Raw genomic sequence first — 19,957 nt, forward strand, 5'->3', positions numbered from 1 at the left:
AACGCTGGCGCAGCGGGTTCCGGGGGTAATCCGGGCGGCCGGGCAGGGCGGGCCCGCCGTCCCTAGAATGTTCCGCCTCACTCCAGAAAGACCGCTTTCATGACCCAGGGACTGATCCGTATCCGCGGCGCACGCCAGCACAACCTCAAGAACCTGGATCTGGACATCCGCACCGGCGAGCTCACGGTGGTCACCGGCCCGAGCGGCTCGGGCAAATCCAGCCTGGTGTTCGACACCCTGTACGCCGAGGGCCAGCGCCGCTACGTGGAGACCTTCAGCGCCTACGCGCGCCAGTTCCTCGACCGCATGGACAAGCCGGCGGTGGACAAGGTCGAGGGCGTGCCGCCCGCCATCGCCATCGACCAGACCAACCCCGTGCGCTCCAGCCGCTCCACCGTGGGCACGATGACGGAGCTCAACGACCACCTGAAGCTCTTGTTCGCGCGCGCCGGGCAGCTGTTCGACAAGGAGACCGCGCAGCCCGTGCGCCACGACTCGCCCGAGACCATCTACGCCGAGCTGCAGCGCCGCAGCGCCGAGGCCGGCGACCCGCGCGTGGTGCTGACCTTCCCGGTCGAGCTGCCGGGCGGTACGTCGCCCGAGCAGGTCGAGCAATGGCTGTCCGCCAGCGGCTTCACCAAGGTGCAGGCCGAGCGCGAAGTGGCCACGCCCACCGGCCCGCGCAAGGTGCTGGACGTGGTGGCGGACCGCTTCCGCCTGGGCAACGCCGAGAAGGCGCGGGTGGTCGAGGCCATCGAGGTCGCGCTCAAGCGCGGCACGGGCCGCCTGAACGTCTATGTGCTCCCCTCAACCCAGACCGTTCAGCCTGAGCCTGTCGAAGGCCGGGACAAGGTTTCGACAAGCGGGGCGCGAACGGAATCCGTGGAACCCGCACCCGAGCTCTGGCGCTTTTCCACCGGCCTGCACTGCCCCGACAGCGACCTGCGCTACAGCGACCCGATCCCGTCGATGTTCTCGTTCAACTCCGCCGTGGGCGCCTGCGAGAGCTGCCGGGGCTTCGGCCGCGTGATCGGCGTGGACTACGGCCTCGTCATCCCCAACGACAGGCTCACACTGCGCGCAGGGGCCATCAAGACCATCCAGACCCCTGCGTGGAAAGAGGCGCAGGACGACCTCATGCGCCATGCCGAAACCGCCGGCATCCCGCGCGACACGCCCTGGAACAAGCTCACCGACGACCAGAAGAAATGGGTCATCGGCGGCGCGCCGGGCTACAAGGACGGGCAGTGGAGCAAGCAGTGGTACGGCATCAAGCGCTTCTTCGAGTACCTGGAGAGCAAGGCCTACAAGATGCACATCCGCGTGCTGCTGTCCAAGTACCGCAGCTACACGCCGTGCCCTACTTGCGCCGGCGCGCGCCTCAAGACTGAAAGCCTGCTGTGGCGCGTGGGCAGCAAGGACGACGCGGACGCCGCAGTCGACCCGGCCCGCCGCTTCATGCCCGAGGGCGTGCAGTGGTCGCGCGCGCAGCTCGAAGCCTTGCCCGGCCTGTGCCTGCACGACCTGATGCTGCTGCCCATCGACCGGCTGCGCCGCTTCTTCGACCGCATGGAGCTGCCCGTGGGCGATGCCGCGGCCGGCGGCGACGCGCAGGCGCTGAAGCTGCTGCACGAGGAAATCACCACGCGCCTTCGCTACCTGTGCGACGTGGGCATCGGCTACCTCACGCTCGACCGCCAAAGCCGCACATTGAGCGGCGGCGAGGTGCAGCGCATCAACCTCACCACCGCGCTGGGCACCAGCCTGGTCAACACCCTCTTCGTGCTGGACGAGCCCAGCATCGGCCTGCACCCGCGCGACATGCACCGCATCACCGAGGCCATGCTGCGCCTGCGCGACGCGGGCAACACCCTGGTGGTGGTGGAGCACGACCCGGCCGTCATGCTGGCGGCCGACCGCATGATCGACATGGGCCCCGGCCCGGGCAGCCTGGGCGGGCAGATCGTGTTCGACGGCACCACCGCCGACCTGCGCCATGCCGACACGCTCACCGGCGCCTACCTGGGCGGCCGCAAGCACGTGGGCTTCGGCTTCAAGCGCATGGTGACCGAATCCACCCCGCGCCTCATTCTGGAAGGCGCGCGCGAGCACAACCTGCAGAACGTGTCGGTCGAGTTCCCGCTGCAGCGCCTGGTCACCGTGACGGGCGTGAGCGGATCGGGCAAGTCGAGCCTGATCCAGGACGTGCTGGCCCCCGCGCTGCTGCGCCACTTCGGCAAGGCCACCGACTCGCCGGGCGCGCACGACCGCATGCTGGGCGCCGACCACCTGTCGGACGTGGTGTTCGTGGACCAGTCGCCCATCGGCAAGACCGCGCGGTCCAACCCCGTGAGCTACGTGGGCGCGTGGGACAGCATCCGCGAGCTGTTCGCCGTGGCGCCGCTGTCCAAACAGCGCAGCTACACCGCCGCCAAGTTCAGCTTCAACAGCGGCGACGGGCGCTGCCCGACCTGCGGCGGATCAGGCTTCGAACATGTGGAGATGCAGTTCCTGTCGGACGTGTATCTGCGCTGTCCGGACTGCGACGGCAAGCGCTACCGCCCCGAGATCCTGGAGATCACCATCGAGCGGGGCGGTAGGACGCTGAATGTGGCCGACGTGCTGGCCCTGACCGTGGCCGAAGCCGCCGCACTGTTCGCTGCCGACCGCGACGTGATCCGTGCGCTGCAGCCCATCGTGGACGTGGGGCTCGAGTACGTGGCGCTGGGCCAGCCCGTGCCCACGCTCAGCGGCGGCGAGGCGCAGCGCCTCAAGCTCGCGGGCTTCCTGGCCGAAGCGGCACGCGTGCAAAGCAAATCGCGCCAGGCCGTGGCGCGCAAGGGCACGCTGTTCCTGTTCGACGAGCCCACCACGGGCCTGCACTTCGACGACATCGCCAAGCTCATGCGCGCGCTGCGCAAGCTCATCGACGCAGGGCATTCGCTCATCGTCATCGAGCACAACCTGGACGTGATCCGCGCGAGCGACTGGCTCATCGACCTGGGCCCCGAAGGCGGCTACGCGGGAGGCCTTGTCGTGGCCGAAGGCACGCCCGAAGACGTGCGCCAGCACGCCACATCGCACACCGGCCAGGCGCTGCGCGACTACGAGCTGGCATTGGGCACGGGCGGCCATTCGGTGCACGAGAAAGCAGCAATGCTACGGAAAAAGGAGCGTTCCGCGCAGGTTGGAGAAGCGTTGGTGGCCAAAAACGCCATTGAAATCGTCAACGCCAAGGAGCACAACCTCAAGAACCTGACCGTGGACATTCCGCGCGGCAAGTTCAACGTGGTCACCGGCGTGAGCGGCTCGGGCAAGTCCACGCTCGCGTTCGACATCCTGTTCAACGAAGGCCAGCGCCGTTACCTTGAATCGCTCAACGCCTATGCCCGCAGCATCGTGCAGCCCGCGGGCCGGCCCGAGGTGGATGCCGTGTACGGCATTCCGCCCACCGTGGCCATCGAGCAGCGCCTGTCGCGCGGCGGGCGCAAGTCCACCGTGGGCACGACCACCGAGGTGTGGCACTTCCTGCGCCTGCTGTACGTCAAGCTCGGCACCCAGCACTGCACCAAGGACGGCGCGGCCGTGCAGCCGCAGACGCCCGAGAGCATCGCGGCGCAGTTGCTCACCCAGTTCCGCGGCCAGCACATCGGGTTGCTGGCGCCGCTGGTGATGAACCGCAAGGGCGTCTACACCGAGCTGGCCGACTGGGCGCGGCCGCGCGGCTTCACCCACCTGCGGGTCGACGGCAACTTCCTGCCCACCACCAACTTCCCGCGCATCGACCGCTTCAAGGAGCACACCATCGAGCTGCCCGTGGCCAGCATCGACGTCTCGCCCGAGAACGAGGCCCTGCTGCGCGAATCGCTGGCGCAGGCGCTCACGCACGGAAAGGGCGTGGTGCATGTCCTCTCAAGCATTGCCGCGCTGGCCACTGCGATGGAAAGCGGCCAGCCCACGGCGGGCATCGGCGCGCTGCAGGTGTATTCGACCAAGCGCGCCTGCCCCGTGTGCGCCACGAGCTACGCCGAACTCGACCCGCGCCTGTTCAGCTACAACAGCAAGCACGGCTGGTGCCCCGACTGCGTGGGCACGGGCGTCAAGCTGACCCGTGAGCAGCGCAAGGTGTTCGACGACTCGGTGCAGGACGACAAGGAAAAGGGCCGTGAACAGACCTTTGCCGAACCCGAGGTCGAAGACCTGCAGGACACCGCCTGCACCACCTGCCACGGAACCCGCCTGAACGCCACGGCCCGTGCCGTGAAGTTTGCGGGCGTGGGCATCGCCGACATCGCTGCGCTGTCGGTGACGGATGTGCGCCGCTGGGTGGAGACCCTGCGTGCCGACGGCGGGATGACCGCGCGCGAAGCCGATATCGCGCGCGACCTCGTGCCCGAGATCCAGAGCCGCCTCGAATTCCTGGAAGAAGTGGGCCTGGGCTACCTCACGCTCGACCGGGGCGCGCCCACGCTCAGCGGCGGCGAGGCGCAGCGCATCCGCCTGGCGGCGCAACTGGGCAGCAACCTGCAGGGCGTGTGCTACGTGCTCGACGAGCCCACCATCGGCCTGCATGCACGTGACAACCAGATCCTGCTCAACGCCCTGCACAAGCTCGGCGACAAGGGCAACACGCTGGTGGTGGTGGAGCACGACGAAGACACCATCCGCCGTGCGGACCACATCATCGACATCGGCCCGAGCGCGGGTAAGCGCGGTGGGCGCCTGGTGGCGCAGGGCAGCGTCGCAGACATCACCAGTGCCGACGATTCGCAGACCGGCCGCTATCTGCTGCATGCCATGCGCCACCCGCTGCAGCTGCGCCGCAGCATGGTGCCGGTGGAGGCGAGCGAGGCCGATGCGGCGGCGGCCGACCCGGTGGAGGCACCCAAAGGCCGCCAGAGCGCCGCCGTCAAGAAGCGCGCGGCGCAGGCTGCATCGCTGGCTGCCGATGCTCTGGCAGATGCGAAGGAGCGCGCAGCCATCCGCTGGCTCACCGTGCACGGCGCGCAACTGCACAACCTGCAGAACGTCACCGTGACTGTGCCGCTGCACCGCCTGGTGGCCGTCACCGGCGTGAGCGGCTCGGGCAAGTCCACCCTGGCGCGCGACGTGCTGCTGGCCAACGTGCAGGCCTGGGTGCAGCAGCGCTCCACCAAGGCCGGGCGCGACGCGATGGACGCGGGCAAGGCGCCGCCCCTGGTGGGCTGCGCGGGCCTGTCGGGGTTCGAGAGCATCGACCGCGTGCTCGAAGTGGACCAGACGCCCATTGGCAAGACGCCGCGCTCCTGCCCCGCCACCTACATCGGCTTCTGGGACACCATCCGCAAGCTGTTTGCCGAAACACTGGAGGCCAAGGCGCGTGGCTATGCGGCCGGGCGCTTCAGTTTCAACACCGGCGAAGGCCGCTGCGCGAGCTGCGAAGGCGCGGGCGTGCGCACCATCGAGATGAGCTTTCTTCCCGACGTGAAGGTGCCTTGCGAAACCTGCCACGGCGCACGCTTCAACCCCGAGACGCTGGCCGTCACCTGGCGCGGCAAGAGCATCGGCGACGTCCTGCAGATGGAGGTGGACGAGGCGGTGGACTTCTTCGCGACCATGCCCAGCATCGCGCACCCGCTGCAACTCTTGAAGGACGTGGGGCTGGGCTACCTCACGCTGGGCCAGCCGTCGCCCACGCTGTCCGGCGGCGAGGCGCAGCGCATCAAGCTCGTGACCGAGCTCACCAAGGTGCGCGACGAAGTCGGCCGCCGCGGCCAGAAGGCGCCGCACACGCTGTACGTGCTGGACGAACCCACGGTGGGCCTGCACATGGCCGACGTGGACAAGCTCATCCGTGTGCTGCACCGCCTTGTCGACGGCGGCCACAGCGTGATCGTGATCGAACACGACCTCGATGTGATCGCCGAGGCCGACTGGATCATCGACCTGGGGCCGGAAGGCGGCAAGGAAGGCGGGCGCATCGTGGCCGCAGCCACACCCGAGCAGGTGGTGCAGCAGGGCACGCACACCGGGCGGGCGCTGGCGCCGGTGCTGGCGCGGTGAGGGGAGGGTGACTGGTGCGGGACGACGCCGCGGCGTACGCCGCTGTCGGCCCGCGTCCTACGTGTACCGCAGAACATGCCGCACGTGGGGTGGGAGGCGGGTTTTCTAGGATGCGTAGCAGGGGTTGGCGCTGTGGTGCGATGGCCCCGGGCAACAAAACTTCTCCAACTCCAACGGACACCCATCACCATGAAATCACTGCTCAAGACCTGCGCTGCGCTGGCAGCCACCTCTGTTTTGCTGGTCGCTTGCGGCGGCGGCAACGACGACGACCCGACGCCCAGCAACGAGCCCGGCGTGCTGACCGTGACGGGCGCTTCCGTGGACGGCCTCAACGGCGTGTATGGCAACGGTACGGTCAACCTGACCGATGTGGACAAGCGCAATCCCGTGGGTTCCGTGCCCGAGCTGTGCGCGTTCAACTTCGACGGCATCGGCAAGGTGGGCTCCTCGGCACTGGCTTTTGGTGACATCCGCTACCGCCCTGATGCGACGGGCCTGCACCAAGTCTTTCTCACCTTCGACGGCAAGGAATACGCCAGCGGCGAGCCCACCGACACGGCCGTGGTGCGTGAAAGCAACCAGATCCGTTTCACCAGCAAGGTGCTGACCGCCACCGACGGCTCCAACAACACACTGCGCGTGAGCGGTGTGATCCCCATGCGGCCCAACCGCCCCAGCGGCTGCTGATGAGCATTTGAACCCGGCCGCCGCAATGCCTTGGCGACGGGGCGCTGCGTCCGGCCACCTGGTCCCTGTGTAGCTTGTCTCCCTCGCCGGCCCCTGGCCGGATTCGGCCCCGCGGCTCTGGCTGCCAGGGCCTTTTTTGCATGGCCCGATGCCGGCCCGGCGCAGCGCAGCGTGGCGCTGCGAAAGCACGTTGGCGGCCACCCCGCATGCAGGTGGTCGGCACAATGGCGCCATGACCTTCCCACCCGCACGCCACGCCGTGGTCTGGCTGCAGCCCGAGGCGCCCCCCAAGCCTGCCGTGGGCGCGCCCTGCAACGGCTGCGGCCTGTGCTGCCTGGCCGAGCCGTGCCCGCTGGGCATGCTGGTGTCGAGGCGCCGCCGGGGCGCCTGCCGGGCACTGCGGTGGGACGATGTGCAGGCGCGTTATCTTTGCGGCATGGTGGCCGACCCGGGTGGCGTGACCGGCGTGCGCCAGGGCTGGATCACTGCACCCCTGGCCTGGCTGGCAAGCCGTTGGATCGCTGCGGGTGTGGGGTGCGATGCCGACCTGGCAGCCGCCGACACGCCGCCCCCTGGTTGAAGCCTGTGGGCAGGCCCGTCGGGCGCGTGGGCCCTGCGCTTCGTCGATTACCGCCATTTTGCTATCGAAAAGATAGCTATTTGCGCTCTTCCAGCAAGCGCCAGGCAGCGATTCTTGTCGAAATCCGGGGCGCCGCGCCCGGTGGGCAGCCGCAGGCCTGCAACGCGCGGAGCCGCCCGCCAGTTCGATGGTGGGCGTGGCCAGCGGCAGAATCTGGCGTTCTGATCACCCAGAGACCCACTATGAACAGGCTGGACGACACCGACCGCGAAATCCTCAGCATCCTGCGGGCCGACGCGCGCACGCCCGTGGCCACGCTGGCGCAAAAGCTGCGCGTCTCGCGCGGCACCGTGCAGAACCGGCTGCACAAGATGGAGGAGGGCGGCGTCATCGTGGGCTATACCGTGCGCCTGCGGCCCGATTCCGAGCCCCAGCGGATCCGAGCGTGGATGAGCATCGCTGTGGAGGGCAACGCCGCGCCCGAGGTGATCCGCGCGCTGCGTGGCGAGCCGATGGTGGGCACGCTGCACACCACCAACGGCCGCTGGGACATCGTGGCCGAAGTGCGGGCCGAGAGCCTGGAGGCGTTCGACGCTGCACTGGGCCGCATCCGCCTCACGCCGGGCATCGCGAACACCGAGACCAGCATCCTGCTGTCCACCTACAAGGCTTGATGTGGCAGGGCCGGGTGCATGGTGGCACCTGGGCGACACAGCGTAGGGGGTTTCCGCAAGACCCCGGCAGCCTCTGCTGCAGTCCAATGGCGGAGTCTTTTTTCTTGCTTTTTTCAGGAGCCCCGCCATGCAACGTCGCCAGATCATCCAATGGGGAGCCGCCAGCCTCGCCGCCCCCGCATTCATGGCGCAGGCCCAGAGTTTTCCGAACAAGCCCATCAAGCTCGTGATCGCCTTCCCTGCGGGCGGCCCCACCGACATCACGATGCGCTCGCTGGCCGACAACGCCAGCAAGATCCTGGGCCAGGCCGTCATTGTGGAGAACAAGCCCGGCGCCGGCGGCACGCTGCCCGCGCAGGCGCTGCAGGGCGCGGCGGCCGACGGCTACACCGTGGCGCAGATTCCGCTGGGCGTCTTTCGCCTGCCCTACACCACCAAGATCAACTGGGACCCGGTCAAGGACATCAGCTACGTGCTCAACGTCACCGGCTATGCGTTCGGCCTGGTGGTGCCTGCCGACTCGCCGCTCAAGACCTGGACGCACTTCGTGGCCTGGGCCAAGGCCAACCCCGGCAAGCTGAGCTACGGCTCCACCGGCACCATGACCAGCCCGCACCTGACGATGGAGCTCATCGCGCAGCAACTGGGCATCGAGCTGCTGCACGTGCCCTACAAGGGCAGCGCGGACCTGATGCAGTCCATCCTGGGAGGGCAGATCATGGCGGCTGCCGACTCCACCGGCTTTGCACCGCAGGTCGAGGCCGGCAAGCTGCGCGTGCTCAACACCTGGGGCGCCGAGCGCCTGGCCAAGTTCCCGGATGCGCCCACGCTCAAGGAGCTGGGGCTGAACCTGGTGCAGAACTCGCCGTTCGGCATCGGCGCACCCAAGGGCACGCCCGATGCGGTGGTCAAGCGCCTGCACGATGCCTTCAAGCAGGCGATGGAGCAGGACAGCTACAGGACCGCGCTGGCCCGCTACGACATGGTGCCGATGTACATGAGCACGTCGGCGTACAAGAAATTCGCGCAGGACACCTTCACGCGCGAGAAGGCGCTGGTGGAAAAACTGGGCCTGGCCAAGCCGGCGTGAAGCTCCCCCTGAGGCGCGTTGCGCCTTCCCCCGCTCTCGCTGCGCTGCGCTGGCGGGAGGGGGACGCCACCGGTGGCCTGGCGAAGCCAGTTCCACGGTGGCACTGGCTTTGGGGCGCGCCAGTTGCTACCTTTCGCTGGCAAACTCCTGTCACTCAATACCCGCCCCCACGCTATTCATCGGGACCGCGGCGGGGCCTCTGGAGTGGCGTATGGCGTTCCGTGTGATGATCCGTCCCAACATTGAACGGAACAACACCGCGAGCATTTATGGCATCCCCCTCCGACAACAGCATCAGCATGGCCCTGTTCTGCGACTTCGAAAACGTCGCTCTGGGCGTGCGCGATGCGCAGTATGAAAAGTTCGACATCAAGCCCATCCTGGAGCGCCTGCTGCTCAAGGGCTCCATCGTGGTCAAGAAGGCCTATTGCGACTGGGAGCGCTACAAGGGCTTCAAGGCCACCATGCACGAGGCGAACTTCGAGCTGATCGAAATCCCGCATGTGCGGCAGTCAGGCAAGAACTCGGCGGACATCCGCCTGGTGGTGGACGCGCTGGACCTGTGCTACACCAAGTCGCACGTGAACACCTTCGTGATCATCAGCGGCGACTCGGACTTCTCCCCGCTCGTGTCCAAGCTGCGCGAGAACAACAAGCAGGTGATCGGCGTGGGCGTGAAGCAGTCCACGTCGGACCTGCTCATCGCCAACTGCGACGAGTTCATCTTCTATGACGACCTGGTGCGCGAGAACCAGCGCGCGATGGCCCGGCGCCAGAACCCCGGCTCGGCCCCCGCGCCACGCCGCACGCCCGAGGAAGAGCGCCACCGCAAGGAAACCCAGGACGTGCGCCGCACCCAGGGCGTGGAATTGGCGGTGGAAACTTTCGAGGCGCTGACCTCCGAGCGCGGCGACAGCGGCAAGATCTGGGCGTCGGTGCTCAAGGAAGCCATCAAGCGCCGCAAGCCCGATTTCAGCGAGAGCTATTACGGCTTTCGCACCTTTGGCAACCTGCTGGAAGAAGCGCAGGCACGCGGGCTGCTGGAGTTCGGCCGCGACGAGAAGTCCGGCGCGTATGTGTTCCGCTCGCTGGGTGGCGGGGTGGGCGCAGGCAGTGCCGATCCCTCGGGCCGCGCCGATGCACCGGCCGAGCGGCAAGGGGGTGCAGCAGGTCACGTCCGCCACGATTTCCATGCCGTCGCTTCGGTGCCGGACACCTCGGCAGGCCATGGCGAAGGGGGCGGCGGCAATGGGCGCAGTGGCCGCTCGCGCGGGCGGCGGGGCGAAGGCGCTGGGCGCTCGCAAACATCGCAGCAGGCAGAGATGCGCCGTGATGGGCAGGCAGAGGGCCATGGCGACCAGCAGCCCGACATCGCCTTGGATGCTCACGATGGTCGTGGTTCGCGTGACTCCCGCAATTCACGTGAGGCTCGAGATGCTCGTGACACGCGGGACACGCGGGACACGCGGGACACGCGGGATTTGCGCAATGCGCAGGATGACGATCAGCCGGAGCGCCCGACCCGCAGCTACTTCAGTCAGCCGGCGGCCGCACCAGCGCCTGCGCCCTCTGCGGTCGACGCCCCGTCGCGTCGCGATGCCGTGTTGAATGATGAAGAGGACGAGCCCGGCGCTCCAGCTCAGCAGTGGGGTGCCAACGATGACCACCAGGCCTCAGCGCCCGCGATGGTCGAGGCACCCGATGACGCAGCCGAAGAGGCCGACGCCCCTGCACCCCGCAGCCGCCGCGCCGGATCGGCAGCGCGCAAGACCAGCGGACGCAAGGCGGCAGCGGGCGACTCTGATGCCCCGGCGGCCGCATCGCAACCCGAGCCAGCGCCCAAGCCACGAACAGCATCGGCCAAAACCAAGGCAGCTGCGGCTGCTGCAACAGCAGCAACTCCAGAGGCCGCTGCAAAGACCCCAGCACCCCGCGCCCGCAAGCCGCGCAGCACGGCCAAGACCACCAAGCCCGCTGAGTGAGCGGCGCAAGCCGCCGGCCGGGCTGAACGCCTGGCCGCACGCCCCTGACGAGCGCTGCCCACCCAGGCAGCACCAGCCCTACGCGGCGGCTGCCTGTGCGGCGGACGCGCCCGCCTCCGCAGCGAGCCGCTGGCGCACCGTGTCGTAGCGGGGCGGCACGCAGCCCACCTGCTCCACGCAATGGCTGGCACTGGCGAGCGCATGCCACAGCACGGCGTGCAGCCGCTCGGTAGCCAGCGGGGCCACCAGGCCCCCGGGGCGCTCGCACAGGGCCTCCTGCCCCCGCTCCGGCCCCGCCAGCAGCGCGGTGATGAGACCGGCCAGAAAACAATCTCCCGCCCCCACGGTGTCGGCCACGGCCAAAGGCGCGTGCTCTTGCGCATGAACGGCCTGGCCGTCGCGCTGCAGCAGCCACGCGCCGCCGGGCCCCAGCGTCAGGGCCAGCCACTGGGCGCGGGTGTGGTCCAGCAGGTGCCGGGCGCGCTGCAGTGCGGTGCCGCCCGGCACGGCCAGGGCCTCCAGGTCGTCGTCGCTCACCTTGATGAGGTGGGCGTGCTGCAGCGCGGCCATCACATTGGCGCGGTAGGCGGACACGTCGTCCACCGCCGACAGGCGCAGGTTCGCGTCGACCACCACCATGCGCCCTGCAGCACGCTGGGCTGCAAGCCAGGGCAGGTAGATCGCGGAGTCCTGCGCCACCAGCGCGAGGCAGCCGGTGGCCACCACCTGCAGGCCGGGCAGGGCGGTGCAGGCGGCGATCAGCGCGTCGGCCGTGGCCTGACGATCGGCCACGCCATCGCGATAGAAGCTGTAGCTGGCCTTGCCCTCGGCATCCAGCGCGGCCACCGCCAGCGCGCTGGGCGCGCGCACCGGGGAAGGCTCTGCCAATGCCACGCCGACGTCATGCAGGCCCTGGGCGAGCTGCCGGCCCAGCAGGTCGGCCGAGAGGGGGTTCAGGTACATCGTGCCTACGCCTTGAAGGCCCAGCGCACGGGTGAGGTTGTAGACGGCGCCGCCCGCGCAGGGCTGGAGGCGTCCGTCAGGCTCCTGGATCAGGTCGAACAGGGCTTCTCCGGCGGTGGCGACCCGCAGCGCTGGAGTCTCGTGGACGGGCTTGGAGGCCGTTGTTTCCTGGGCATCACGTGACCCCGGGGGTGGGGGAGGAGCTGCGGCGTCAGGTGCTGATCGGCTAGGGAAAACCATAACTAAATCCACTTGATTTATTAAATTGCAACGCACTATAGTTCGATCCCATCCACCCGGCAAGAGTGGTGTTCCCGAGACGCCGCACCGTGCGGTGCGCGGGTTTTCAGCCATCCATTACAAGGAGACAACCGTGATCCAACGCGCCCCTGCTTTCGTGCTGTCCGCCATTGCCTTGTCTGGCGCCCTGGCCTGTGGCCTGGCCCAGGCTGCCGAGCCTGTGATCGGCCTGATCACCAAGACCGAGACCAACCCCTTCTTCGTGAAGATGAAGGAAGGCGCCACGGCCGAAGCCAAGAAGCTCGGCGCCAAGGTGGTGTCGGCCGCAGGCAAGACCGACGGCGACAACGCCGGCCAGGTCACGGCCATGGAGAACCTGATCGCTGCGGGCGCCACCACCATCCTCATCACCCCGAGCGACGCCAAGGCCATCGTGCCGGCCATCAAGAAGGCCCAGGCCAAGGGCGTGATGGTGATCGCGCTCGACAGCCCCACTGACCCCGTGGACGCCACCGATGCGCTGTTCGCGACCGACAACTACAAGGCCGGCGAGCTGATCGGCCAGTACGCCAAGGCGGCCCTGGCCGGCAAGAAACCCGTGATCGCCATGCTGGACTTGCACCCCGGTCACCCCGTGGGTGCCCAGCGCCACAACGGCTTCCTCAAGGGCTTCGGCCTGAAGGCCAACGATGCCAAGAGCAATGAGCTGTCGCGCCCCGCCGAGGTGGTGTGCATGGCCGACAGCTTCGGCGACCGCGCCAAGGGCCAGACCGGCATGGAAAACTGCCTGCAGAAGAACCCGGACATCAACCTCGTCTACACCATCAACGAGCCCGCCGCGGCCGGTGCGTACAACGCGCTCAAGGCCGCGGGCAAGGACAAGGGCACGATCATCGTGTCGGTGGACGGCGGCTGTGCCGGCGTGGCCGACGTGGGCAAGGGCGCCATCGCCGCCACCAGCCAGCAGTACCCGCTGCGCATGGCCGCGCTGGGCGTGGCGGCTGGCGTGGAGCACGCCAAGAGCGGCAAGAAGGTCAGCGGCTATACCGACACCGGCGTGACGCTGATCGCCGCCAAGGCCGTGCCCGGCGTGGAGAGCAAGGACGTGAAGACCGGCACGGACCTGTGCTGGGGCGCGAAGTAACGCACGGTCTCCTCCATTCGACCGCCTCATTCCAACCGTTCACGCTGAGCCTGTCGAAGCGCTGCGCGAGGCGTCGACAAGCCTGGCCTGGGCTTGTCGAAGGGCTCGGCCCGAACGGTGGTTTCACGTTCAAAGACGCTGCATCGACCGCTGTCTTCTTCCTTGCAGCGTCGGACACCGGACCGTCGCGCCGACTGACTGACCTCTATCCAAGCCATGAACACCTCCGCCTCAAGACTCCCTCCGCTGGCCACGCTCGGGCCCTTCATCGCGCTGCTGCTGGCGTGCGGCTTCTTCGCGCTGCAGAGCGACCGCTTTTTGTCAGCGCAGAACTTCGCGCTCATCCTGCAGCAGGTGATGGTCGTGGGCGTGATCGCCATCGGTCAGACGCTGGTCATCCTGACCGCCGGCATCGACCTGTCGTGCGGCATGGTCATGGCGCTGGGCGGCATCGTGATGACCAAGGTGGCGTCGGACTATGGCCTGTCGGCCCCCGTGGCGATCGCCTGCGGCATGGCGGTGACCACGCTGTTCGGCATGGTCAACGGCCTCTTGGTCACCAAGGTCAAGCTGCCGCCCTTCATCGTGACGCTGGGCACGCTGAACATCGCGTTCGCAGCCACGCAGCTGTACTCGGGTGCACAGACCATCACCGACATCCCCGCCGGCATGACGGTGCTGGGCAACACCTTCCAGGTGGGCGGCACGGCCGTGGTGTGGGGCGCGCTGCTGATGCTGGCGCTGTATGTGGCGATGTGGTTCTTCCTGCGCGAAACCGCGCCCGGCCGCCACATCTACGCCGTGGGCAACAACCCCGAGGCCACGCGCCTGACCGGCATCCCGACGGACCGCGTGCTGCTCTTCGTGTACATGCTGGCCGGCGTGTTCTACGGCATCGCCGCGCTGCTGTCGGTGGCGCGCACCGGCGCGGGCGACCCCAATGCGGGGCAGACCGAGAACCTGGATGCCATCAGCGCCGTGGTGCTGGGCGGCACCAGCCTGTTCGGCGGGCGCGGGGTGATCCTGGGCACGCTGGTGGGAGCGCTCATCGTGGGCGTGTTCCGCAACGGGCTCACGCTGATGGGCGTGTCGTCCGTCTACCAGATACTGGTCACCGGCATCCTCGTGATCCTGGCAGTGGCCACCGACCAACTCTCGCGCAAAGGAGTGCGTTGATGAACACCGCCCACCCCAACGCATCCGCCCCGCTGGTGATGCAGGCCAAGGGCCTGGTCAAGCGCTACGGCCAGGTCGTGGCGCTCGATGGCGCCGACTTCGAGCTGCGCGCCGGCGAGATCATGGCCGTGATCGGCGACAACGGCGCGGGCAAATCCAGCCTGATCAAGGCATTGTCGGGTGCCACCGTGCCGGACGAGGGCACGGTGCTGCTCGACGGTGCTCCCGTGCAGTTCAAGAGCCCCATCGACGCGCGCCGCGCGGGCATCGAGACCGTCTACCAGGACCTGGCCGTGGCCCCCGCCATGACCATCGCCGAGAACCTGTTCCTGGGCCGCGAGCTGCTGCGCCCCGGCATGGCCGGCCGCGTGCTGCGCATGCTGGACAAGAAGCGCATGCTCGAAGAAAGCGTGGCGCGCATGAACGAGCTGAAGGTGGGCATCCGGTCCATGACGCAGGCGGTGGAGACGCTCTCGGGCGGCCAGCGCCAGTGCGTGGCCGTGGCGCGCGCCGCGGCCTTTGCGCGGCATGTGGTCATCATGGACGAGCCCACCGCCGCGCTGGGCGTGAAGGAGGGCAACATGGTGCTGGAGCTGATCCGCCGCGTGCGCGACAAGGGCCTGCCCGTGATCCTCATCAGCCACAACATGCCCCACGTGTTCGAGATCGCCGACCGCATCCACATCGCCCGCCTGGGCAAGCGCGCGGCAGTCGTCGACCCGAAAAAGATCAGCATGAGCGACACCGTGGCCGTGATGACCGGGGCCATGGCCGCGTCTGAACTGCCCGCCGAATGCCTTGCCTGAAACGTGCCGCTGCCTTCACCATTCATGCTCAAGAACATCGACCCTCTGCTGACCCCCGACCTGCTCAAGGTGCTGGCCGAGATGGGCCACGACGACGCCATCGTGCTGGCCGACGCCAACTTCACCGCCATGAGCCTGGGCGCAGGCAAGCCGGTGCTTCGCCTGCCTGGCATCGGCATGGCCCGCGCCATGCAGGCCGTGGCCAGCGTGCTGCCGTTGGCGCAGGATGTGCCGCACCCCGTGGCGTACATGCAGGTGGGCGGCACCGAGGCGCCGTACCGCTCGGCCGTGCAGCGCGAAACGCTGCAGGTGCTGGCATGCGAGGGTGTCGCCAGTGCGCAGGCCGAGGGCGTGGAGCGCTTCGCGTTCTATGAGCGCGCGAGGCGCGCATATGCCATCGTGGTGACGGGCGAGCCGCAGCCCTGGGGCAATTTCCTGCTGCGCAAGGGCGTCATCGGCGAAACTCTGCGGGATTGAACTGCACACCGCCATGCTGGAAACCGACGCCGCTCCATCATCTCCCGCCGACCCTGGCGAGCCCGCCCATGCAGGTGGCCCTGCGCGCCTGCGCCAGCGGGGCTCCAACCATGTGGGGCTGCGCCAGTTCAACGAGCGCGTGGTGCTGCAGGCCCTGCGCACCCACGGCAGCCTGGCCAAGGCCGAGATGGCGCGGGTCACCGGGCTCACGGCGCAGACCATCGGGCTCATCACCGCGCGGCTGGACGAAGACCAGCTGCTGCGCCGCGAGGCGCCCGTGCGCGGCCGCGTCGGGCAGCCCTCGGTGCCCATCGGCCTGAACCCCGATGGCGCCTTTGCCATCGGCATCAAGATCGGCCGGCGCAGCGCCGACTGGCTGCTGGTGGACTTCACCGGCCACGTGCGCGAGCGCGTGGTGCTGGACTATGCGTTCCCCGACATCGACGTGCTGCTGCCCGCCATCCGCCGGCACCTGAACCAGCTGCTGGACGGCCTGGGCCCGCTGCGCTCGCGCGTGGTGGGCGTGGGCGTGGCGGCACCGTTCCAGCTGGGCGGCTGGCACCGCATGCTCGGGCTGACCGAAGCGCAGTCGCAAGCGTGGAACAACATCGACCTGGGCGAGCAGGTGCAGCAGATGACCGACCTGCCGGTGAGCTTCGCCAAGGACACCTCGGCCGCCTGCGTGGCCGAGCTGCTGCAGGGCCGCGGGCACGACATCCCGAGCTTCCTGTACCTGTTCATGGACACCTTCGTGGGCGGCGGGCTGGTCATCAACTCGCACCTTCACCGCGGGCTGCATGGCAACGCGGGCGCGGTGGCCTCGCTGCCGCTGGCCCCTGCGCAACCGGGCCAGGCGCCCGCGCAGCTCATCAGCCAAGCCTCGCTGTGGGAGCTGGAGCAGCGCTTTCGTGCCCACGGGCTCGACCCGATGGCCGCCTACGACAAGCGCGTGCTGCAGGCGCCGTGGCTGTCGCACAGCCGCGCCTGGATCGACAGCGCGGCCGGTGCGCTCGCGCACTGCATCGTGTCGGCCACAGCCTTCCTGGACCTTGATGCCATGGTGATCGACGGCGCCTGCGCGCCCGAGCTGCTGCAGGCCCTGTGCGAAGGCGCACGCCGCGCGCTGGCCGACTACAACTGGGAAGGCCTGCACCAGCCGCCCCGGCTGGAGCTGGGCAGCATCGGCTCGGATGCGCGCGCGCTGGGCGGCGCCCTGCTGCCGCTGCACGCCTGTTTTGCGCCCGATCACGAGATTTTTCTGAAGGCGTGAGCTGCGGCGTTCTGCGTGATTTGCTATTGATTTAATAGCTATCGACGATTTGCCATCAAGAGCTGGGCAGTTTTTTGATCAAAATTTCCCGGCGGGGAAGGCCTTGTCAGCGCCCGTGGCGATCCCGTCCCGCCAGGACGGCGCGCGCTACCTCGGCGAACCCTGCGCCGCGCTCGCCCTCGGTCACGTAGCGCGGCAGGTGCTGCAGCTGCGGCACGAAGCGCGCAATGTTGGCCACGCCCACGCTGTGCGCGAAGTGCTCGAACATGAGCTGGTCGTTGGTGGAGTCGCCCACGTACACCCACTGGTCGACCTCGGCATCGAGGCCGCGCCCGAACAGCTCGCGCACGACCCAGCGCGCGCCTTCCAGCTTGTTGTGGGTGCCATACCAGCCGTTGATGTGGATGCTGCTCACGGTGGCGTTCATGCCGGCTGCACGCATCAGCGCCACGCATCGGTCGATGTGCTCCTGGGGCATCTGCGTGAACTCGCTGTGGTCGATGGCGATGTCGCACTCGCGGCCCGCGGAATCGGTGGCGCGTTGCGCGCCGGGCACTTCGCGCTCCACCTGGGCCAGAACCTGCTGCATGCGTGCGAAATTCGCCGCGCGGGTGGCGTCGTCCTGCTGGTAGCGTTTGGCCAGAGAGCCGTCAGGCTGCCGGATGAGCGCCACGGCACCGTTCTCCGCGACGATCGCATCGACGGGCCATGCCAGAGCGAACGGCTCGCTCCAGCCCACGGGGCGCCCGGTGATCGGGATGACGCGCAGGTCCGCGGCCCGCAGCGCGGCGAGTGCCTGCAGCGCATCGGGCGTGATTGCGCCTTCGGTCGTCAACGTGTCGTCGATGTCGGTGAAAACGCCCACCAATGGCTGGCCCGCCGCAACGGGCCAGCCGGCCAGCGGCTGCATGCGCCCGCTCACCCTGCGTTGCCCAGGCTCAAGCCCGCATGCTCGCGCAGCGGATGGAAGTGGATCTTGGGGAACCGCTCCTGTGCCAGGCGCACGTCATAGGGCGAGGTGCACAGGTACGCCAGCGTGTCCGCCGCATCGTGCGCCAGGCGCAGCGGGTAGGCATCGGTGAAGGCGCGCAGATCGGCAGCGTTGTCCGCCGTGATCCAGCGCGCGCCGGTGTACTGGCAGCCTTCCAGGCGCACGTCGGCGTCGTACTCTGCCTTCAGGCGGTGCTGCACCACTTCGAACTGCAATTGGCCCACGGCGCCCAGCAGCATGTTGCCGCCGGCGTCGGGTTTGAAGACCTGGATCGCGCCTTCCTCGCCCAGTTGGGCGAGGCCCTGCTGCAGTTGCTTGGTGCGCAGCGGGTTCTTGAGCACCACGGTCATGAACATCTCGGGCGCGAAGAACGGCAGGCCGGTGAACTGCAGGTTGGCGCCGTCGGTGATGGTGTCGCCCAGCTGCACGCCGCCATGGGTGGTGAAGCCGATGATGTCGCCCGCGTAGGCCTCTTCGACGGCTTCGCGGCGCTGGGACATGAAGGTCACCACGGAGGTGGGGCGCAGCTCCTTGGCGGTGCGCTGCACCTTGAGCTTCATGCCCGGTGTGTACTTGCCAGATGCCACGCGCACGAAGGCGATGCGGTCGCGGTGGTTGGCGTCCATGTTGGCCTGCACCTTGAAGACCACGCCGGCAAAGCCTTCGTCCTCGGGCTGGATGGTCTTGACCACGGGCTGCTTGTTCACCTGCAGCGTGCTCACGCGCGGCCCGGGGGGCGGGGCCATGTCCACCAGGGCGTCGAGCACCTCCATCACCCCGAAGTTGTTCACGCCGGAGCCGAAGAACACGGGCGTCAGCTTGCCGGCGAGGAAGGCTTCGTGGTCCCACTCGGGCGATGCGCCCGTGGCCAGCTCCATGCTTTCGAGGGCTGCGTCGAATTCGGCGCCGAAGCGCGCGCGCAGCGTGGCCTCGTCGGACAGGGGGATGGACTCGAAGTCCTGCGGCCGCCGCTCGCTGCCGGACTCGAACACCGTCATGGTCTTGGTGCGCAGGTTGATGATGCCGCCAAAGGCCTTGCCCTGGCCCACGGGCCAGGTCATGGGGCAGCAGGGCATGCCCAGCTCGCGCTCGACTTCGTCCATGATGTCCAGCGGGTCGCGCACCTCGCGGTCCATCTTGTTCACGAAGGTGATGATGGGCGTGTCGCGCTGGCGGCAGACTTCGATCAGGCGGCGCGTCTGTGCTTCCACGCCGTTGGCGGCGTCGATCACCATCAGGGCCGAGTCGACGGCGGTGAGCACGCGGTAGGTGTCTTCCGAGAAGTCCTTGTGGCCGGGCGTGTCCAGCAGGTTGATCACGTGCTCGCGGTACAGCATCTGCATGACCGAGGAGGCCACCGAGATGCCGCGCTGCTTTTCGATCTCCATCCAGTCCGACGTGGCATGGCGGCTGGCCTTGCGACCCTTCACGGCGCCCGCGATCTGGATCGCGCCCGAGAACAGCAGCAGCTTTTCGGTCAGCGTGGTCTTGCCCGCGTCAGGGTGGGAAATGATGGCAAAGGTGCGGCGGCGCCGGGTTTCGGGGGCGTAGGACACAGGGGATTCCAGAAGGGGGAGTCGAGGCACGCTGCGGCAGGGCTCTGCGGCTGGCGGCGCGGCAGGCGCATGCGCCCGAATCGCGGGATTTTACCGGTGTCCGCAGGCGGGCTTTGGGGTGCGGCGTGCCACGCCGCTCTGGCCGCCTCGCCGCCATTGCTTTTATAATCCGCCGATCCGAGGAGCGTTGCAGCGTCCCCAGCACAGGCGGGGCGTGAGGCTCGGAGTCATCCAGCAACGACGCTCAACCACTTTTCGCGTGGTGAGCCCAGGCAA

The 19,957-nt window shown here is 68.4% G+C and carries 14 protein-coding genes and 1 riboswitch; of the genes, 11 read left to right on the forward strand and 3 right to left on the reverse strand.

Annotated elements, in window-relative coordinates; genetic code table 11:
* The first annotated feature begins 99 nt into the window (after positions 1-99).
* The 6 genes from uvrA to KW835_RS08425 all read left to right on the forward strand — a co-directional run bounded on the left by uvrA (position 100) and on the right by KW835_RS08425 (position 11,058).
* Positions 100-6,042 carry an excinuclease ABC subunit UvrA gene (gene uvrA / locus KW835_RS08400; protein ID WP_218381913.1) on the forward strand — a complete coding sequence of 1,981 codons (5,943 nt, stop codon included), beginning with the start codon at positions 100-102 and terminating at the stop codon, positions 6,040-6,042.
* 189 nt (positions 6,043-6,231) lie between these two features.
* The gene (locus KW835_RS08405; protein WP_218381914.1) at positions 6,232-6,732 is read left to right on the forward strand and encodes a hypothetical protein; all 501 of its coding nucleotides are present in this window, start codon (positions 6,232-6,234) and stop codon (positions 6,730-6,732) included.
* Positions 6,733-6,964: 232 nt separating this feature from the next.
* On the forward strand, positions 6,965-7,312 hold the full coding sequence (locus KW835_RS08410; RefSeq protein ID WP_218381915.1) for a hypothetical protein: 348 nt from the start codon (positions 6,965-6,967) through the stop codon (positions 7,310-7,312).
* Between the two features lie 242 nt (positions 7,313-7,554).
* Complete coding sequence (locus KW835_RS08415) at positions 7,555-7,986, forward strand: Lrp/AsnC family transcriptional regulator (RefSeq protein WP_218296254.1); 432 nt, start codon at positions 7,555-7,557, stop codon at positions 7,984-7,986.
* Positions 7,987-8,113: 127 nt separating this feature from the next.
* A complete protein-coding gene (locus KW835_RS08420; RefSeq protein ID WP_218381916.1) occupies positions 8,114-9,076 on the forward strand; it encodes a tripartite tricarboxylate transporter substrate binding protein in 963 nt (320 codons plus the stop codon).
* Positions 9,077-9,345: 269 nt separating this feature from the next.
* Positions 9,346-11,058 carry an NYN domain-containing protein gene (locus KW835_RS08425; RefSeq protein WP_218381917.1) on the forward strand — a complete coding sequence of 571 codons (1,713 nt, stop codon included), beginning with the start codon at positions 9,346-9,348 and terminating at the stop codon, positions 11,056-11,058.
* Positions 11,059-11,136: 78 nt separating this feature from the next.
* On the opposite strand, the gene KW835_RS08430 is transcribed toward KW835_RS08425, so the two are convergent.
* Complete coding sequence (locus KW835_RS08430; RefSeq protein WP_218381918.1) at positions 11,137-12,261, reverse strand: PfkB family carbohydrate kinase; 1,125 nt, start codon at positions 12,259-12,261, stop codon at positions 11,137-11,139.
* 136 nt (positions 12,262-12,397) lie between these two features.
* Here KW835_RS08430 and KW835_RS08435 point away from each other — a divergent pair, with 136 nt between their 5' ends.
* The 5 genes from KW835_RS08435 to KW835_RS08455 all read left to right on the forward strand — a co-directional run bounded on the left by KW835_RS08435 (position 12,398) and on the right by KW835_RS08455 (position 17,134).
* The gene (locus tag KW835_RS08435) at positions 12,398-13,405 is read left to right on the forward strand and encodes a sugar ABC transporter substrate-binding protein (RefSeq protein ID WP_218382144.1); all 1,008 of its coding nucleotides are present in this window, start codon (positions 12,398-12,400) and stop codon (positions 13,403-13,405) included.
* Positions 13,406-13,621: 216 nt separating this feature from the next.
* Entirely contained in the window at positions 13,622-14,581 is a 960-nt protein-coding gene (locus KW835_RS08440) for an ABC transporter permease (protein WP_218381919.1), read from the forward strand.
* Positions 14,581-15,387 (forward strand): ATP-binding cassette domain-containing protein, encoded by an 807-nt coding sequence (locus KW835_RS08445; protein WP_218381920.1) that lies wholly within the window; start codon positions 14,581-14,583, stop codon positions 15,385-15,387. The genes KW835_RS08440 and KW835_RS08445 overlap by 1 nt, the downstream gene beginning before the upstream one ends.
* 24 nt (positions 15,388-15,411) lie before the next feature.
* A complete protein-coding gene (locus KW835_RS08450; RefSeq protein ID WP_218381921.1) occupies positions 15,412-15,864 on the forward strand; it encodes an RbsD/FucU family protein in 453 nt (150 codons plus the stop codon).
* 13 nt (positions 15,865-15,877) lie between these two features.
* Positions 15,878-17,134, forward strand: a complete 1,257-nt coding sequence (locus KW835_RS08455) for an ROK family transcriptional regulator (protein WP_218381922.1) — start codon at positions 15,878-15,880, stop codon at positions 17,132-17,134.
* Positions 17,135-17,240: 106 nt separating this feature from the next.
* Here KW835_RS08455 and KW835_RS08460 read toward each other — a convergent pair whose 3' ends face one another.
* Positions 17,241-18,044 carry an HAD-IIB family hydrolase gene (locus KW835_RS08460; protein ID WP_218381923.1) on the reverse strand — a complete coding sequence of 268 codons (804 nt, stop codon included), beginning with the start codon at positions 18,042-18,044 and terminating at the stop codon, positions 17,241-17,243.
* A gap of 8 nt (positions 18,045-18,052) precedes the next feature.
* On the reverse strand, positions 18,053-19,681 hold the full coding sequence (locus KW835_RS08465) for a peptide chain release factor 3 (RefSeq protein WP_218381924.1): 1,629 nt from the start codon (positions 19,679-19,681) through the stop codon (positions 18,053-18,055).
* A 173-nt stretch (positions 19,682-19,854) separates the two neighbouring features.
* Positions 19,855-19,934: riboswitch (S-adenosyl-L-homocysteine riboswitch) on the forward strand.
* Positions 19,935-19,957 lie beyond the last annotated feature (23 nt).

It is taken from the genome of Acidovorax sp. sic0104, assembly GCF_019219095.1.
GTDB lineage: Bacteria > Pseudomonadota > Gammaproteobacteria > Burkholderiales > Burkholderiaceae_C > Acidovorax.

What these genes read in the sequence shown, in the direction of transcription:
- KW835_RS08420 (WP_218381916.1), top strand. Translation starts at nt 8,114, where the DNA reads ATGCAACGTCGCCAGATCATCCAATGGGGAGCCGCCAGCCTCGCCGCC.
- KW835_RS08425 (WP_218381917.1), top strand. Translation starts at nt 9,346, where the DNA reads ATGGCATCCCCCTCCGACAACAGCATCAGCATGGCCCTGTTCTGCGAC.
- KW835_RS08455 (WP_218381922.1), top strand. Translation starts at nt 15,878, where the DNA reads ATGCTGGAAACCGACGCCGCTCCATCATCTCCCGCCGACCCTGGCGAG.
- KW835_RS08460 (WP_218381923.1), bottom strand. Translation starts at nt 18,044, where the DNA reads ATGCAGCCGCTGGCCGGCTGGCCCGTTGCGGCGGGCCAGCCATTGGTG.
- KW835_RS08405 (WP_218381914.1), top strand. Translation starts at nt 6,232, where the DNA reads ATGAAATCACTGCTCAAGACCTGCGCTGCGCTGGCAGCCACCTCTGTT.
- KW835_RS08445 (WP_218381920.1), top strand. Translation starts at nt 14,581, where the DNA reads ATGAACACCGCCCACCCCAACGCATCCGCCCCGCTGGTGATGCAGGCC.
- uvrA (WP_218381913.1), top strand. Translation starts at nt 100, where the DNA reads ATGACCCAGGGACTGATCCGTATCCGCGGCGCACGCCAGCACAACCTC.
- KW835_RS08410 (WP_218381915.1), top strand. Translation starts at nt 6,965, where the DNA reads ATGACCTTCCCACCCGCACGCCACGCCGTGGTCTGGCTGCAGCCCGAG.
- KW835_RS08430 (WP_218381918.1), bottom strand. Translation starts at nt 12,261, where the DNA reads ATGGTTTTCCCTAGCCGATCAGCACCTGACGCCGCAGCTCCTCCCCCA.
- KW835_RS08440 (WP_218381919.1), top strand. Translation starts at nt 13,622, where the DNA reads ATGAACACCTCCGCCTCAAGACTCCCTCCGCTGGCCACGCTCGGGCCC.
- KW835_RS08415 (WP_218296254.1), top strand. Translation starts at nt 7,555, where the DNA reads ATGAACAGGCTGGACGACACCGACCGCGAAATCCTCAGCATCCTGCGG.
- KW835_RS08450 (WP_218381921.1), top strand. Translation starts at nt 15,412, where the DNA reads ATGCTCAAGAACATCGACCCTCTGCTGACCCCCGACCTGCTCAAGGTG.